We start from the raw sequence: 16340 nt of genomic DNA on the forward strand, positions 1-16340 counted from the left end.
CGTTCGGCCAGTGCAGGCGCAGGCCGGCGCACCTCGTCGGCGAAGGATGGCCGCGCGGGCCGCGGCGGCGGCTCGGGCATTTGCGGCTCGGGATGATCGAGCAGCTCGGGCCGCGGCGCTTCGTCGGCCCAGCCGCCGGCATCGGGCATGGGGGCAAGGCGCGGCGGTTCGGCGGCACTCGGACGTTGCGGGATCTGGTCGCGGCTGGGCGCGGCGCGAACGATGTTGGGCTCGACGACGATGTCGGTCGGGCCGCCGATCATCAGCAGATGCTCGACATTGTCGCGCCGGACCAGGACCAGCCGGCGCCGGCCATCGACCGCAGCGGCGTCGATCACGGCGAGGCGGGGCATCCGGCCGCGCTGAGTGTTGGCGCCGATGCGGCTACCGGCGAATCGGCGAACCAGCCATGCAGCGACGCCGATCAACGCCAGAACGACGATGAACGCGACGATGAAGGTGATAGGGCTGCCTTGCATACTTGTCCCCGACAAATGGCGCTTTTTTCGTGCCCATGGTCAGTCGAATCGACCACCGGCGGACGATGCCCCAAACTGCGATTTCTTAACGTTCCACGGCAAGTTTTGCCGTCCCCAACTCTTAATAACCCATGAATCGCCCGATCCAAAACGACTTCTTGCCCTGTGCACGTCTCGCCAAACGGCTGGGTTAATGCCACTTTTCGCGGCGTCGAATGGCGGGGCGCAAGAATCAGTTTCGGCTGGGGACATGCATCACGACCGGTCCTTAACCAGCTGTTAACCATACAGGCGGCAAATTCTGCCTAGCGGCGGTCTCTAGGGTCCGTCGGGGCGGAGGGAGCCGCGACGATGTCCATCAACGATATTCCGGAACTGTCGGTGCTTCGCACCAAGATGCAGTGGCATCAGGAGCGCCAGCGCGTCCTGTCCGAGAACGTCTCCAATTCCGACACGCCGAAATTCCGGCCGCGCGACCTGGTCGAGCCGAAGTTCGACAAGGCCGGCGCCGTCACGGGGTCCATGGGGCCCTTGGTCCTGACCCGGACCAGCGCCTCGCATTTGGCGCCGTCGGGGGCCCCTTCCGCCTTCGACCAGAACAAGAACGCGGGTTTCGAGACCCGCCCCGCCGGCAATGCCGTCAATCTCGAGGAGGAGATGATGAAGGCCGCCAGCAACCAGATGGACTACGCCGCGGTGACCTCGCTCTATTCGAAGAGCCTGCGCCTGCTCAAGACCGCGATCGGCAAAGGTTAGGCCCTAAAGGAGGCGGATCATGGCAAATGACAGCAGCGACTTCGCCCGCTCCATGGCAATCGCGACCTCGGGCCTCCGCGCGCAGGCCGGCCGCATGCGGGTGATCTCGGAGAACATCGCGAATGCGGACTCGACGGCGCAGACTGCCGGCGGCGATCCCTACCGGCGCAAGGTGCCGACCTTCTCATCCGCGCTCGACCGCACGCTCGACGCGCAGGTCGTCACCCTCGGCAGGATCAAGCCCGACCAGTCCGCCTTCCGCGTCCGATACGAGCCGAACAATCCGGCTGCGGATGCCAGCGGCAACGTCAAATATCCCAACGTGAACTCGGTGGTCGAGATGACCGACATGCGCGACGCGCAGCGGTCCTACGAGGCCAACCTCAACATCATCAGTGCGACGCGCCGGATGATCCAGCGCACGCTCGACATCCTCAAGAGCTGAACAGGACATTTGAGCCATGGCATCACCGACAATTGCCGCCAATGCTTACGCCAGCCTCGCCCGCGTGCTGGAGAACACCGGCGCCGGCAAGGGCAGCGAACCGAACGGGCAATCCTTCGCCGCGCTGCTGAAGGACGCCGTCGGCAGCGTCGTGGAATCCGGCCGCAAGTCCGACGCGCAGACGGTCGCAATGGCCGCCGGCAAGGCCAACGTGATGGACGTGGTTACGGCGGTCGCAGACACCGATGTCGCGGTGTCCACGCTGGTCTCGGTCCGCGACCGCGTCATCGCGGCCTATGAAGACATCATGAAGATGCCGATCTGATGCGCGCCGTCATTCCGGGGCGCGACGAAGTCGCGAGCCCGGAATCCATGGTGCGACCAACGCTGCGGCTAAATGGATTCCGGGTTCTCGCTTCGCGAGCCCCGAATCACAAACAATTTCAGAGTGAGAACTCCCAAATGACCGGACCCGAGACCCTCGACGTCGCGCGCGATGCGATCTGGACCATCGTGATCGTGTCGTCGCCGCTGATGGTGGTTGGCCTCGTGGTCGGCGTCATCGTGTCGCTGTTCCAGGCGCTGACGCAGATCCAGGAGCAGACGCTGATCTACGTGCCGAAGATCCTCGCGATCTTTGCCACGATGCTGTTGGCGCTGCCGTTCATGGCCGATTCGATGCACGCCCACATGCTGCGGATATCGTCGCGAATCATAGGCGGCTGAGGCACTATGCGTGAATTATGCGCATCGACGTCTCGTTGCTGCCGGCGCTCGCCGCTTCCTTCATGCTCGCCTTCGCCCGGGTCGGCGCGATGGTGATGCTGCTGCCCGGCCTCGGCGAGACCAACATCCCGACGCGGATCAAGCTGTCGATCGCGCTGTTGCTCACGCTGATCATCCTGCCGCTGCATCGCAACGCCTATCAGGTCGACATGGGCTCGCTGGCGCCGCTGCTGGTGCTGATGCTGCATGAGATCGCGATCGGCATCGTGCTCGGCGCGACCGCGCGCGTGACTTTGTCGGCGCTCCAGGTTGCGGGATCCGTGATCGCGCAGCAGATGGGGCTCGGCTTCGTCACCTCGGTCGATCCGACGCAGGGCCAGCAGGGCGTGCTGGTCGGCAACTTCCTGACCATGCTGGGCGTGACGCTGCTGTTTGCCACCGACAGCCATCATCTGGTGATCGCGGCGCTGAACGACAGCTACACGATCTTCTCGCCGGGCGAGACCGTGTCGAGCGGCGACGTCGCCTCGCTTGCGACGCGTGCCTTCGCCGCCGCGTTCCGTCTCGGCTTGCAGCTCTCCGGGCCGTTCCTGGTGTTCGGCCTCGTCTTCAATATCGGACTGGGCGTGCTGGCGCGGCTGATGCCGCAGATGCAGGTCTATTTCGTCGGCGTGCCGCTGTCGATCTTCGCGGGCTTCCTGGTGCTTGCCGTGGTGCTCACCGCGATGATGGGCACCTTTCTCGACTACTTCATCGGTGTCATGCACCAGATGATGCCGCTCAAGTGAGGGGGATCGATCGGTGGCGGAAGACAACGATCCCGAAAGTCAAACAGAAGACCCGACGCAAAAGCGCCTCGACGATGCGCTCGAACGCGGCGACGTCGCCAAGAGCCAGGAGATCAACACCTGGTTCATGATGGCGGGCGGCACGCTCGTCGTCTCCACCTTCTCGGGCTCGGTCGGCAGCGGGCTGCTGACGCCGATGCGCAACCTGCTTGCCAATTCCTGGATGATCAAGACCGACGGCAAGGCCCTGCTGGCGCTGATGCAGCAGATCGAGCTCGCCGTGCTTGCCGCGGTCGGCGTGCCCCTGTTGATGCTGGTGCTGGCGGCCATCGCCGGCAACATGCTGCAGCACCGGCTGGTCTGGTCGGCCGAGTCCCTCAAGCCCAAATTCAACAAGATTTCGCCCGGCGCCGGCTTCAAACGCATCTTCGGCAAGCAGGCGGCCGCCAATTTTCTCAAAGGCATCGGCAAGCTCGTCGCCTTGGCCGTGGTCATGACCATGATCCTGTGGCCGGAGCGGCACCGCATGGAGGCGATGGTCAGGCTCGATCCGGCCGCCATGCTCGGCGCCAGCACCAGCATGACCATCCAACTGCTCGGCGCGGTCGTCGCCGCGCTCGCGATCGTCGCCATCGCCGACTATTTCTTCCAGTACCGAAGTTGGTTCCAGCGGCAGAAGATGTCGCTCCAGGAGATCAAGGAAGAGTACAAGCAGTCCGAAGGCGACCCCCACATCAAAGGCAAGATCAGGCAGCTGCGGCAGCAGCGCGCCAAGAAACGCATGATGGCGGCGGTTCCCAAGGCCTCCGTGATCATCACCAACCCAACCCACTATTCGGTAGCGCTGTCCTACGAGCGCGGCATGACCGCGCCGATCTGCGTCGCCAAGGGCGTCGACAATCTCGCCTTCAAGATCCGGGAGATCGCGCGCCAGCACGACATCCCGATCGTGGAGAACGTGCCGCTGGCCCGCGCGCTCTACGCCACGGTGGACATCGACCAGGAGATCCCGACCGAGCACTACCATGCCGTCGCCGAAGTCATCGGCTACGTCATGCGCCTGAAGCGCGGATTCAGCGCCGGGCGGGGATAAGATGCCCGAAAAGTACCGGAAATGGCCGTAATCTGGGAATCAGCGTACCTTTTGCCGCTGCTGCCCTTGCACCTCAGGGTCCGATTCAGGCAGGGAGGACCCCACGCGCCCGGTGGCGCGTTGATTCTCTGCCGACAGGCTGCGCCAGCTCGAGAATGACCGCCGAGACCGACCACGACCTCACACGCGAGCCCGTTGCGGCGCACGAGCCGTCGCCGCGCTCGGGCAGCATTGCGCTGGTGCTGCTGGTGGCCGCCGGCCTCGTCGCCGTGGCCGTCGGGCTGATGACGCTCGGGCGCGCGCAGGCGCAGCCCTATATCCTCGGTATCCTCGCCGTGCTGGCGATGGTCGGCCTGTTCAACCTGTTCGCCTTCGCCGCCGGCATCATCCGCTTCGCCGACCGCAATCTCGACGATCCCATCATCGGCCGCATCTCCGATCACGCCTTCGACGGGCTCGCGGTCACCGACGCGCGCGGACACGTGGTCTATTCCAATGCTGCCTATCTGACGCTGACCGGCGCCACCGGCCCGCAGGACGTGCGCCCGGTCGAGCGCGTCTTCATCGGCAATCCCGACGTCTCGGAAGCCGTGTTCCGGCTGCTCAAGGCCGCCCGCGAGGGCAAGCGGCAGCAGGAAGAGGTGCGCATCTCCGGCCATGACGGCAATCAGGGCCGCTGGCTGCGCATGCGCGTGCGCCCGCTCGGCACCGGCAAGCGCGAGGCGAAATACGCGGTGTGGTCGATCGCCGACATCACGCGCGACCGCGAACGCCAGGAGGACGTGTTCCAGGAGCTCCAGCACGCGATCGAATATCTCGATCACGCCCCGTGCGGCTTCTTCTCGGTCAATCCGGCCGGCGAGCTCGCCTATGTCAACGCGACATTGGCGAACTGGCTCGACTACGACCTCGCCGAGATCGGCTCCGGCGGCCTGAAGCTTACCGATATCGTCTCCGGCGACGGCGCTTCGCTCTTGACCTCGATCGTGGCGGTGCCGGGCGAGGTGAAGACCGAGGTGTTCGACATCGACCTGCGCATGCGCACCGGCAAGACCATGCCGGTGCGGCTCTATCACAAGCTCGCCTTCGGCGCCGACGGCGCGCCGGGGCCCTCGCGCACGCTCGTGATCAGCCGCGCCCGCGACGAGCGCAGCGACCCTGATCGTGCCGCCGAAGTGCGCTTCATGCGCTTCTTCGACCACACGCCGATGGCGATCGCGACCGTCGATCGCGCCGGCAACGTGGTGCGCGCCAATGCGCGCTACGCCAAGCTCAGTCAGGCGCTGGGGCTCGACACCTCCTCCAAGTCGATCTTCCGCGCGGTCAATTCGCGCGACCGGCACCTCCTGATCGCGGCCATCAACCAGGCCGCCGAAGGCAAGGCCGATATCGCGCCGGTCGAGGTGGCGCTGGAAGGGGCCAAGGAACGCTGGGGCCAGTTCTTCGTGACGCCGGTCGATTCGGCCGAGACCGAGGCGGAAGCCGCCATCGTGCACATGCTCGAGACCACTGAGCGGCGCGCGCTGGAAAACCAGATCAACCAGTCGCAGAAGATGGAGACGGTCGGCCAGCTCGCCGGCGGCATCGCCCACGACTTCAACAACGTGCTGTCCGCCATCATGATGGCGAACGACTTCCTGCTGAACGCGCACAAGCCGACCGACCCGTCGTTCCAGGACATCATGCAGATCAAGCAGAACGCAACGCGCGCCGCCACCCTGGTGCGGCAGTTGCTGGCGTTCTCGCGGCGGCAGACGCTGCGGCCGCAGGTGCTCGATCTCGGCGACGCGCTGTCCGATCTCACCATGCTGCTGCGCCGGCTGATCGGCGAGAAGGTCAAGCTCGACCTCGTCCACGGCCGCGACCTCTGGCCGGTGAAGGTCGACGTCTCCCAGTTCGAGCAGGTGATCGTCAACCTCGCGGTGAACGCGCGCGACGCCATGCCTGACGGCGGCAAGCTGATCATCCGCACCGCCAACGTCACCAGCGACGATTCGGGCAAGCTCGCCTACAAGGGCATGCCCGCCGCGGATTATGTCCGCATCGAGGTCGCCGACACCGGCACCGGCATCCCCGCCGACATCCGCGACAAGATCTTCGAGCCGTTCTTCTCGACGAAAGAGGTCGGCAAGGGCACGGGCCTCGGGCTCTCCACCGTCTACGGCATCGTCAAGCAGACCGGCGGCTTCATCTACGTCGATTCCGAGCCGGGGCAGGGCACCTCGTTCCACATCTTCCTGCCGCGCCACATCGCCGAACCGGAGGTGCAGGTCGAGCAGCCCGCAGCCGCAATCGGCGCGACCAGCGGAGCCGCGAAGGAAGCCGCGCCCGCTGGGGCGGCAGAGGCGAAGCCGCGTACCGACCTCACCGGGCAGGGCACCATCCTGCTGGTCGAGGACGAGGAGGGCCTGCGCGCGCTCAATGCCCGCGGCCTGCGCTCGCGCGGCTACACCGTGGTCGAGGCCGAGAACGGCGTCGAGGCCATGGAGGTGCTGGACGAGCAAAGTGGCGCGATCGATCTCGTCGTCTCTGACGTCGTCATGCCGGAGATGGACGGCCCGTCGCTGTTGAAGGCCATGCGCGAGAAGAACCCCGACATCAAGTTCATCTTCGTCTCCGGCTATGCCGAGGATGCCTTCGAGAAGAGCCTGCCCGAAGGCCAGCAGTTCGACTTCCTGCCAAAGCCCTTCACGCTCAGCCAGCTGGTCGCGGCGGTGAAGGAGACGATGACGAAGCAGGGGTGAGACCTGCCGCTCTCCTCGCAATGACGGCTGGTGGGCCAGCTCGGCTCGCGGACCCGGGGAAAAGCGGAAATCGGGTCGTAAACCCGGCGGTAAGCATCCTCCAATGGTTCCCGTAAAACCCCTGTCATATATGGGCTTTTGCCACATCCCCGCGACTGAGGGCCGCAGCCGCAAGTTCCGAAACCGGCTTCACTTTTCGGGAAGTCTGACCATCTTAGGGGCACGTCCCCATGCCGGGGATTTGGGAAACGCACATGACTTTCTCGCTTCGCTCCCGGAAATTCTTCAACACCATCGCCGTCGTGCTGGCGCTTGCGCTGCCGACCGCGCTGACGATCTCGTCGGCCGACGCCCGCGCGGGTGGCGGCATGTCGTCCGGTTCGCGCGGTACGCGCTCCTATTCGGCGCCGCCGTCGACCACGACCGCACCCGGCTCGGCCTCGCAGTTCAACCGCACCTACACCCAGCCGGGCGCAGGCATGAACTCGGCCGCGACCGCGCCGGCGCGCGGCGGCCTGTTTGGCCGCGCCGGCGGCTTCATGGGCGGCCTTGCGGCCGGCTTCCTCGGCGCCGGCCTGCTCGGCATGCTGTTCGGTGGCGGCCTGTTCGGCGGCCTCGGCGGCCTGTCCTCGATCATCGGCCTGATCATCCAGATCGCGCTGGTGGTGCTCGTGGTCCGGCTGGCAATGTCCTGGTGGCAGCGCCGTCACACTCCGCGGGCGGCTTACGCCAATGTTGAGGCCGGCGCAGCGCCCGGACCGCAGACGAACTATCGCAGCGGTCTCGGTGGTGGCCTTGGTGGCGGCCTCGGTGGCTTCGGCTTCGGCGCCAACAACGCGCCGCTCGAGATCAAGCCGGACGACTATGAGGCGTTCGAGCGCCTGCTCGGCGACGTCCAGGCCGCCTGGTCGAACGAGGACGTGGCCAAGCTGCACACGCTCGCGACGCCGGAAATGGTCTCCTATTTCGAGCAGGACCTCGCCCAGAACCGCGCCCGCAACGTGGTCAACAAGGTCACGGAAGTGAAGCTGTTGCAGGGCGACCTCGCGGAAGCCTGGCGCGAAGGCGAGACCGACTATGCCACGGTGGCGCTGCGCTTCGCGCTCACCGACAAGACGGTGGATCGCAACACCGGCGCAATCGTCGCCGGCAGCGAGCAGCCGGGCGAGGCGACCGAGATCTGGACCTTCGCCCGCCGGCCGGGCACAGGCTGGGAATTGTCAGCGATTCAGCAGACCAACTGATCGCGGACGAGATGAGGAACCAGGGCGTCGTGCTTCGGCACGGCGCCCTTTTTCTTTGGGTGTCTCGCCTCGCTGCATCGGAATAAGCGGCCGCGTGTCGGGTTGACATGGGGCGGTTAACAACAAGCACAACGGGAGGACAGCATGATCCGCATCGAGAGAACCGTGACGATTTCGAGCCTTGCGCTCGCCATGGCCTTGCTGGCGGCGCCCGCGGCGCAAGCGCAGTCGGCCGACATGACCTTTTTCGTGACGTCGAACGGGCCCGGCAAGGGCGCCGATCTCGGCGGTCTCGAAGGAGCCGACGCGCAATGCCAGAAGCTTGCACAAGCGGCCGGCGCCGGCACAAAGACTTGGCGCGCCTATCTGTCGACGCAAGCCGCCGACGGCAAGCCGGCCGTCAACGCCAAGGATCGCATCGGCAAGGGGCCGTGGCAGAACGCCAAGGGCACGGTGATCGCCAAGGACGTCGCCGAGCTGCACGGCGCAACGAACAATCTCACCAAGCAGACCGCGCTCAGCGAAAAGGGCGAGGTCATCAATGGTGCCGGCGACCAGCCGAACCGGCACGACATCCTCACGGGATCGCAACCGGACGGCACCGCGTTTGCCGGGCCGGACGATCGCACCTGCAAGAACTGGACGTCGAGCACGCAAGGCGCTGCGATGGTCGGCCATTTCGATCGCCGGGGTCTGCGCGACGACGAGCCCTCGAAATCCTGGAATAGTTCTCACCCCTCGCGCGGGCCCGACGGCGGCTGCTCGCAGGCCGATTTGAAGACCACCGGCGGCGACGGGCTGCTGTACTGCTTCGCGGCGAATTGAGACGCTGAGTTCTCTCCACCGTCGGAGCTCTCTCCATTCGTCATCGCGAGGAGCTCTTGCGACGAAGCAATCCAGAGTGTCTCCGCGGAGGCATTTCTGGATTGCTTCCGCCTTCGCCAAGCCTTCGGCGGACAAGTCGCTTGCGCTCGCAATGACGGCGTATGTTGAACCGCCGTTCCGCCTCACGCTGACGGAACCTTCAGCCACGTGCTACATTGGTCCGATCGCCTCCACGCTCACGGACCTCCCCCATGAAATACGAGCTCTACTACTGGCCCGAGATCCAGGGCCGCGGCGAATATGTGCGGCTGGCGCTGGAGGAGGCGGGCGCCGCTTACGTCGATGTCGCGCGCGGTCCGCGCGGATCGGCTGTGATGATGAAGATGATGGACGCGCAGAAGGGCACGCCGCCCTTTGCGCCGCCGTTCCTGAAAGCGGGCAAGCTCGTCATCGGCCAGACCGCCAACATCCTGTTCTATCTCGGCTCCCGCCATGGGCTTGCGCCGAAGACGGAAGCCGGCAGGCTCTGGGTGCACCAGCTTCAGCTCACGATCACGGACTTCGTCGTCGAGATCCACGACACCCATCATCCGCTCGGGCCCTCGCTCTATTATGAGGATCAGAAGGCGCCGGCGAAGAAGCGCACGGCCGACTTCTGGGACGAGCGCGTGCCGAAATATCTCGGCTATTTCGAGCGGCTCCTCGCCGGGAGCGGCGGCATTTACGTGACGGGCCGGCGCCTGACCTATGTCGACCTCTCGCTGTTCCAGCTCGTCGATGGGCTGCGTTATGCTTTCCCCAAGCGCATGAAGGCGTTCGAGAAGGATGTCCCGGGCCTCGTCGGCCTGCGCGACCGCATCGCCGCACGGCCCAACATCCAGGCCTATCTCGCAAGCGAGCGCCGCATTCCCTTCAACGAGCAGGGCATCTTCCGCCGCTATCGCGAGCTGGACCGATAGCGGCTTCGTGCAGTTGGCGCGTTCACCAGACGCCGGGGATGAGGCGATGGCGCACCCGCGCCGTGTAATCGGTGTAACCGGGCAGACCCTCGCGCAGCGTGCGCTCCTCGATCGGGATGCGGACCGCGAGCAAGGCGAGGAGGAGCGGCATCATCGCAAGTCCCCACCACGATCCCAGCAGCAACGGCACGCCGGTGAAGAACAGGAGCATGCCGCTGTACATGGGATGACGGACATAGGCATAGGGTCCGGTCGAGATCACGTGCTGCGCGCGCTCGGCTTGCAGCTTCACCACGGGCGCGGCGAACGAGTTCTCGCGGAACACCCACATGGTGAACAGTGTCGAGCCCAGGAACAGCCCGAGTCCGAGCACCTGCAACGCCGTCGACATGTCAGAGGATCGAACACGCCGGTCGAGCCCCATCAGGACAAGCCAGGCCAGGATGGCGACGATGAACAGCGCCATGAACATCTTGTCGGCGGCGGGCTGATCCTTTTGCAGCACCGGCCGCAGGCGTTCGGCGAGCAGCGCCGGATCGGTCCGGTAGAGCCACCAGCCGCAGAGTGGGCCGAGCAGGGCGGAGGTTGCGAGGAAGGCCCAGGCCGACGGCCAATGCAGCGTCCCCGCGCACGCGAACAGCAGCGCGCCCATGCCGACGACGAACACCGTGTTCCGCAATAGCAGCCGTGCGAACATGCGCAGGTCCCGAGTGAACGGCGCATGATCCTGGTGCAGCTATCCGGCAAAGATGCGGCCGGACACGCCAAAAGCCCGATCGACCGGATCGGGCGCTTCGGTCTCGGGACGCCTGATCAGGCGAGCTGATCGATCCGCGTGCCCTGACCCGGCGGCAGCGGCGCCGGCGGCTGCGGCTTGAAGGTCGGATTCTCGTCCTTGACCTTGGTCTGATCGTCCTGCGGCTTGGTCGTGTCGTAGTTCGGAACCACGATCGCGATCGGCGGGGGCGCAACGGTAGAAACCTTCATCCGCAAATCCTCACACATGGAAACAATCAAGCCTGCCCTGCGAGGAGCGAAATTTCCTTCAAGCCAATCGTTAAAATGTGAGGGAATTGGCGCGGTGAAGGCTGTGCACGCGTGGCATCCGCAAACCGAGACGACGAGGCCTCTCCCCGTCATTGCGAGGAGCCCTTGCGACGAAGCAATCCAGACTGCTTCCGCGGATACAGACTGGATTGCTTCGCTGCGCTCGCAATGACGGAGTATGCGGCGGACGCCATCGCGCGATACGCACCCCGCAAGGGTGCGGAAAGAGCTGGCGCGTGCCCTATTCGTCCTTGCCGCGCGTGATGGCGATGGACGCCTCTGTCTTGGTGCGGGTGCATTCCATGTTGAGCCGGCGGTAGCGCATGGTGACCTTGTCGCCGCGCAATAGACCCATCCGCTTCAGGCAGCGCGTCGCTCCCGTCGTGGTGTCGTCCTTGGTCACGGTGAAGACGATCGCCGCCATCGAGCCGACCAGCGCGTAGAATTCCGGCTTCGGCTTGCGATCACCCTTGGCGTAGAGCTCGATGGAATATTTGTCGCCGCGGCAACCCACGGACAGCTCCTTGGCCGCCGGGTGCGTCAGGTAAACGACATTGGCGGCGCGAAAATTCACCTTGAGGCGATCGACCTGGCTCGCCAGCTCCTTGGCGCTGTCGTCGCAGCGATCGGCGCGGGCAGGCGAAGCGAGAGCCACAAGGCCGGTGAAGGCGGCGGCGACCAGGATCGCGCCGCGGACGTTCAGTTTCAATGTCATGATGAAAAGCCCCTTAGGGCACGCATTCAAGCGTCGGCGGACGCGAATCGCAAGGGTGGGCAGAGGCATTTCCACGAGCTGTGCCAATGCCTTCCCGTGCCGAACCTACCCCTCCCATGCGCACCGCTCCCTTTCTTTTCTGGCTAGAATGCGCTTAGAACGCTTCTATGCTGAGAGGCCCGCCACGGCCCCAAAACCCCGAGATTTGCCCCATGAACGCTCCCACCGCCTTCCCCGACCAGTCCAAGCCCGTTCCGCCCTACAAGCACACCCCGCTGTTCCCGCTGGGCAAGGACGAGACGCCCTACAAGAAGATTTCGTCCGAGGGCGTCAGGGTCGAGAAGGTGCTCGGCAAGGACATGCTGGTGGTGTCGCGCGAGGCGCTGCGGGCGCTGTCGGAGGCGGCCTTTGGCGACATCAACCATTATCTGCGCCCCGGCCATCTGAAGCAGCTCCGCGCGATCCTCGAGGACGGCGAGGCGAGCCCGAACGACAAGTTCGTCGCTCTGGACTTCCTCAAGAACGCCAATATCGCGGCTGGCGGCGTGCTGCCGATGTGCCAGGACACCGGCACCGCGATCATCATGGGCAAGAAGGGCTGCAACGTCATCACCGACGGTGACGACGAGGCGGCGCTGTCCGAAGGCGCGCGTGACGCCTACCTGCGCCGCAATTTGCGCTACTCGCAGGTCGCGCCGCTCTCGATGTACGAGGAGAAGAACACCGCCAACAACATGCCGGCGCAGTGCGAGATCTACGCCGAGGGCGATGACGCCTACAAGTTCATGTTCATGGCCAAGGGCGGCGGCTCCGCCAACAAGAGCTTTCTGTTCCAGGCCACGCCCTCGGTGCTGACCAAGGACCGGCTGCTCGCGTTCCTGAAGGAAAAGATCCTCACCCTCGGCACCGCCGCGTGCCCGCCTTATCACCTCGCCATCGTGATCGGCGGCACCTCGGCCGAGCTGTGCATGAAGACGGTGAAGCTCGCTTCGGCGCGCTATCTCGATGCGTTGCCGACGCACGGCTCGCCCGACGGCAACGCCTTCCGCGACGTCGAGATGGAGAAGGAAATCCACAAGATGACGCAGTCGCTCGGCGTCGGGGCGCAGTTCGGCGGCAAGTATTTCTGCCACGACGTGCGCGTGATCCGCATGCCGCGCCACGGCGCATCGCTGCCGATCGGGCTTGGCGTGTCCTGCTCGGCCGACCGCCAGGTGCTCGGCAAGATCACCAGGGACGGCGTCTATCTCGAGGAGCTCGAGCACAATCCCGCGCAATACCTGCCGCAGGTCGAAGAGTCGCTCGGCGGTGAGGTCGTCAAGATCGACCTCAACCAGCCGATGAAGGACATCCTGGCGACCTTCTCGAAGTATCCGATCAAGACGCGGGTCTCGATGACGGGCACCATGATCGTCGCGCGCGATAGCGCCCACGCCAAGCTGCGCGAACGGCTGGAGAAGGGCGAGCCGCTGCCGGACTATTTCAAGAACCATCCGGTCTATTATGCCGGTCCCGCCAAGACGCCCGAGGGCTACGCCTCCGGCGCGTTCGGTCCGACCACCGCGGGCCGCATGGATTCCTTCGTCGACCAGTTCCAGGCTGCCGGCGGCTCGATGGTGATGGTCGCCAAGGGCAACCGCGCCCCTAGCGTGCGGGAGGCCTGCAAGAAATACGGCGGCTTCTATCTCGGCTCGATCGGCGGCGCCGCGGCGAACCTCGCCGAGCACTGCATCAAGAAGGTCGAGGTGCTCGAATATCCCGAGCTCGGCATGGAAGCGATCTGGCGCATCGAGGTCGTGGATTTCCCCGCGTTCATCATCATCGACGACAAGGGCAACGACTTCTTCAAGGAGTTGAATTTGGGCTAGTTGCTTCACCCGCACGCGCGCGGGGGAAGATGCTCGTGCCGTAACAATGATCGTCATGCCCGGGCTTGTCCCGCCTGCGCGGCCGAAGCCGCTTCGGCGAGGCGAAGGCCCGGGCATCCACGTTCTTAGTGCCGCAAAGAAGCCGTGGATGGCTGAACAACAAGCCCGGCCATGACGAAGCCAATGCTTCAGCGCCTCAACTGCAATTCGTGACCTGGTTGGAGCACAGCGCGCGCCACCAGCCGCGGACGCCGTCGTGGCTCTCGACCAGACCCCAGAGCCCACTGCAGGCGAAGATGCGCTTCGGGCCGCCGTCGGTGTCGAGCGGCCCGCCGAGCTCGCGCTGGGCCGGCATCCATTTGGCATCGATGAAGGGCGCCTGAAACAGCCCGCCCATGCGCGTGGTGCCATTGGCATAGTTCGCGCCGACCTTGTTCGAGGCGACCCAGCCGCGCCCGGCATAGGGCCTCGGCGCGCTGCGCGGATATCGCGTCTCGTCCTCATAGTCCTTGCCCGGCGGCCTCGCGTCTTCGATCAGGAACCAGCCGTCCCTGAAGCCGATGATGCGGAATTCGGTCAGCCAGCCGCCCTCGGGCGTGTTCTCGGCGCCGCCGAGCCTCAGCCGGTAGGGCGGCGGCAATGTGCCAAGCACGCGCGCCTTGATCGACGGCTCGGCGCGCACGTTGAGGCCGCTGGAATCCTTGTCGATGGACCAGGCGCCGAGATCGCAGGGCTCGGTGCCAGCAGGCAGCTTTGCGCGCTTGGCGGCGAGCTCGGCGTGCATCCCGGCGAAATCATTGTCGTCGTTATCAGGGGCCGGCCCGGTGCGCGGCTTCAGCTCGGCTGACGTCGCCCGCGTCGCGTCCGCAGTCAGCGTGACGACCAGAACCTGGCGCGCCGCAAAGACGCTCCCCGGTGTCTTCGGATCGTTCGATGTCGCGGGATAGACCGCGAGATAACCGGTCGACCCCTCGGTTCGATAAGCGGTGCCGGCAACATAGCCTGTCGGCACCAAGGCGAGCGCGCTCGCGCGCCACGCCGGTTCGCTGTCACCTGCGCGCGCGGCCTGTGCTACGGCAGACAGGACTGCCGCCGCGATGAGGAGGAGCGCACGCATCGGTGCAGCGCGCGGTTTACGCCCGCGCGCCCGTGAACGGGAAGCTGCCCATCGGGCCGATGCCCATCTCGCCACTGATGCTGTCGCCGGAGACCGTGCCGGTGAATTCGAGCGTGAGCGGCATCGGCTTGTCGATCGAGACCTTCCAGGAGACGTTGTCGCCGGAGACGGTGCCGTCGAAGATCTCGGTGGTATTGCCTTCCGCGCCCTGCGTGCCCGTGAGCGTGCCGCCAGCAGCCTTCAGGCTCAGCGTCGCCTGGCGCTCGCCCATCGGCGTCGTCATGGTCAGATTCCAGTTGCCGTCTACGGCCATTTCCGTCTCCCGAACAGATTGCGGCGGTCCGCGACGATCCGCGGCCGTCCCTGGCGGAGCCTATAGCCCAACTCGCAACTCCTGCCTAACGCTCCGGTAGGGCATTTAGGCGCGGGCAGCGGCGCGTCGGCGGTTGGTTACGATCAGCCGCAGAACGAAGTACTGCACGGCAAAAGCCAGGATCTTGGCGCCGCCTGCGACCACCATAAGATAGAACGCCCAGAGCTTCAGATCGCCGGTGGCGGCGACTGCCATCATGCCGGCGCCGATCACGAACATCAGCGCCGCCCAGGCATAGCCCGCGATGGTGACATATTCCGGGACGGTCTCGACGATGACGGGCGGCATGTAGCGCAGCATCCAGCCGCGCTTGAGCATGATCGCGCCGATCGCGAAATGTGCGATCGAGGGTTTTGCCAGCATGAAGCGCGGATCATTGGTCAGCAGCGTGATACCGCCGAGCACGATGACCAGAGCGAGGCTCGCATAGGTCATGTAGTGGAGCGGCTGTCCCTTGAGGCGCGCATAGAGCACCTGCGCGAACGCGCCGGCAATCGCCACCGCCGTTGCGAGGATCACGTTGTCGGTGAGGAGATAGACGGCCAGGAAGATGATAACGGAGAGGAGGTCGGAGGCGAGGCGGGCGAATACGTCCTTCATCGTCATTCCTGTTTCGCGGTCGTGGGCAGGGCGCAGACGGGCGCACCCTACTTGATCCGGCGATGCCCGGCATATCACTTTGTGAAGACAACCGCGCTGGTACGAGATGGGGCATGGCAGCGCCCCGACCAGAATGCCAGGCCGGGACCAGCAGCGCGGGATTCGGAACCGCAACGAGCAGGGCGCGATACGCGAGACACGGAGCCGCGCCGGACCACCCGTCTCTTACAATGTCAAGACGACGTAAACGACCTCCAGAAAATGAAGTGCTGCAACGAGCTGGCTGGTCATCTCGTCGACCAACCCCGTCCAGGGCAGGCGCGACACCATCGGGAGTGCGGCCGCGAGCAGAAGGCCGGCAGCGAGCAGGACGCCGCCTTCGAAGAACGTGAGGCTTCGCCCGCGCAGCCGTATCGCCAAGCATGCAAGTACGGCGCCGGCCGGGGCGATGACAGCGGTGGAATACGCGGTGATCGAGAGCATGTGCATCGGGCTTTCTTTGACCACGCAATATCCACGTGGATTCCGGGGTCGCGATCTCCTCGCGTCCCATTGGCGAGG

Annotated in this window: 19 protein-coding genes; 11 read left to right on the plus strand and 8 right to left on the minus strand. The window is 65.3% G+C overall.

Features of this window, described 5'->3' with window-relative positions; genetic code table 11:
* Positions 1-479: flagellar biosynthetic protein FliO (locus XF30_RS15135; protein ID WP_192893414.1), on the minus strand; the 479-nt coding region annotated here is incomplete at its 3' end.
* Positions 480-830: 351 nt separating this feature from the next.
* On the opposite strand from XF30_RS15135, the gene flgB reads away from it, so the two are divergent.
* The 10 genes from flgB to XF30_RS15185 all read left to right on the plus strand — a co-directional run bounded on the left by flgB (position 831) and on the right by XF30_RS15185 (position 10059).
* Positions 831-1235: a flagellar basal body rod protein FlgB gene (gene flgB / locus XF30_RS15140; RefSeq protein WP_036013075.1), complete on the plus strand. Its 405-nt coding sequence runs from the start codon at positions 831-833 to the stop codon at positions 1233-1235.
* Between the two features lie 19 nt (positions 1236-1254).
* On the plus strand, positions 1255-1680 hold the full coding sequence (gene flgC, locus XF30_RS15145) for a flagellar basal body rod protein FlgC (protein ID WP_036013073.1): 426 nt from the start codon (positions 1255-1257) through the stop codon (positions 1678-1680).
* 16 nt (positions 1681-1696) lie between these two features.
* Positions 1697-2005, plus strand: coding sequence for a flagellar hook-basal body complex protein FliE (fliE, locus tag XF30_RS15150; protein ID WP_036013071.1), 309 nt, complete (start codon positions 1697-1699; stop codon positions 2003-2005).
* A gap of 137 nt (positions 2006-2142) precedes the next feature.
* Positions 2143-2406 (plus strand): flagellar biosynthesis protein FliQ, encoded by a 264-nt coding sequence (gene fliQ / locus XF30_RS15155; protein ID WP_025037372.1) that lies wholly within the window; start codon positions 2143-2145, stop codon positions 2404-2406.
* Positions 2407-2423: 17 nt separating this feature from the next.
* Positions 2424-3194, plus strand: a complete 771-nt coding sequence (gene fliR / locus XF30_RS15160) for a flagellar biosynthetic protein FliR (protein WP_027575944.1) — start codon at positions 2424-2426, stop codon at positions 3192-3194.
* Positions 3195-3207: 13 nt separating this feature from the next.
* A complete protein-coding gene (gene flhB / locus XF30_RS15165; RefSeq protein ID WP_109143187.1) occupies positions 3208-4287 on the plus strand; it encodes a flagellar biosynthesis protein FlhB in 1080 nt (359 codons plus the stop codon).
* Between the two features lie 155 nt (positions 4288-4442).
* Positions 4443-7031, plus strand: a complete 2589-nt coding sequence (gene cckA / locus XF30_RS15170) for a cell cycle histidine kinase CckA (RefSeq protein ID WP_109143188.1) — start codon at positions 4443-4445, stop codon at positions 7029-7031.
* A 230-nt stretch (positions 7032-7261) separates the two neighbouring features.
* Entirely contained in the window at positions 7262-8275 is a 1014-nt protein-coding gene (locus tag XF30_RS15175) for a Tim44 domain-containing protein (RefSeq protein ID WP_036027903.1), read from the plus strand.
* Between the two features lie 144 nt (positions 8276-8419).
* Positions 8420-9100 (plus strand): lectin, encoded by a 681-nt coding sequence (locus XF30_RS15180; protein WP_109143189.1) that lies wholly within the window; start codon positions 8420-8422, stop codon positions 9098-9100.
* A gap of 251 nt (positions 9101-9351) precedes the next feature.
* A complete protein-coding gene (locus XF30_RS15185) occupies positions 9352-10059 on the plus strand; it encodes a glutathione S-transferase (protein WP_109143190.1) in 708 nt (235 codons plus the stop codon).
* Between the two features lie 22 nt (positions 10060-10081).
* Here the strand turns inward: XF30_RS15185 and XF30_RS15190 are convergent, their stop codons facing one another.
* The 3 genes from XF30_RS15190 to XF30_RS15200 all read right to left on the minus strand — a co-directional run bounded on the left by XF30_RS15190 (position 10082) and on the right by XF30_RS15200 (position 11821).
* Complete coding sequence (locus XF30_RS15190) at positions 10082-10756, minus strand: methyltransferase family protein (RefSeq protein WP_109143191.1); 675 nt, start codon at positions 10754-10756, stop codon at positions 10082-10084.
* 116 nt (positions 10757-10872) lie between these two features.
* Positions 10873-11046, minus strand: coding sequence for a hypothetical protein (locus tag XF30_RS38505; RefSeq protein WP_167361693.1), 174 nt, complete (start codon positions 11044-11046; stop codon positions 10873-10875).
* A 301-nt stretch (positions 11047-11347) separates the two neighbouring features.
* On the minus strand, positions 11348-11821 hold the full coding sequence (locus tag XF30_RS15200; RefSeq protein WP_036013057.1) for a hypothetical protein: 474 nt from the start codon (positions 11819-11821) through the stop codon (positions 11348-11350).
* Positions 11822-12033: 212 nt separating this feature from the next.
* On the opposite strand from XF30_RS15200, the gene XF30_RS15205 reads away from it, so the two are divergent.
* Positions 12034-13689, plus strand: a complete 1656-nt coding sequence (locus tag XF30_RS15205; protein ID WP_036027899.1) for a fumarate hydratase — start codon at positions 12034-12036, stop codon at positions 13687-13689.
* A gap of 196 nt (positions 13690-13885) precedes the next feature.
* On the opposite strand, the gene XF30_RS15210 is transcribed toward XF30_RS15205, so the two are convergent.
* The 4 genes from XF30_RS15210 to XF30_RS15225 all read right to left on the minus strand — a co-directional run bounded on the left by XF30_RS15210 (position 13886) and on the right by XF30_RS15225 (position 16262).
* Positions 13886-14806 (minus strand): SH3 domain-containing protein, encoded by a 921-nt coding sequence (locus XF30_RS15210; RefSeq protein ID WP_109143192.1) that lies wholly within the window; start codon positions 14804-14806, stop codon positions 13886-13888.
* 16 nt (positions 14807-14822) lie between these two features.
* The gene (locus tag XF30_RS15215) at positions 14823-15119 is read right to left on the minus strand and encodes a hypothetical protein (protein WP_036013050.1); all 297 of its coding nucleotides are present in this window, start codon (positions 15117-15119) and stop codon (positions 14823-14825) included.
* Between the two features lie 105 nt (positions 15120-15224).
* Positions 15225-15779 carry an inner membrane-spanning protein YciB gene (locus tag XF30_RS15220; RefSeq protein ID WP_036013049.1) on the minus strand — a complete coding sequence of 185 codons (555 nt, stop codon included), beginning with the start codon at positions 15777-15779 and terminating at the stop codon, positions 15225-15227.
* Between the two features lie 225 nt (positions 15780-16004).
* Positions 16005-16262 (minus strand): hypothetical protein, encoded by a 258-nt coding sequence (locus XF30_RS15225; protein ID WP_349644142.1) that lies wholly within the window; start codon positions 16260-16262, stop codon positions 16005-16007.
* Between the last annotated feature and the right edge of the window lie 78 nt (positions 16263-16340).

Origin of the sequence: Bradyrhizobium sp. SUTN9-2, from assembly GCF_003122645.1 — a bacterium.
GTDB lineage: Bacteria > Pseudomonadota > Alphaproteobacteria > Rhizobiales > Xanthobacteraceae > Bradyrhizobium > Bradyrhizobium yuanmingense.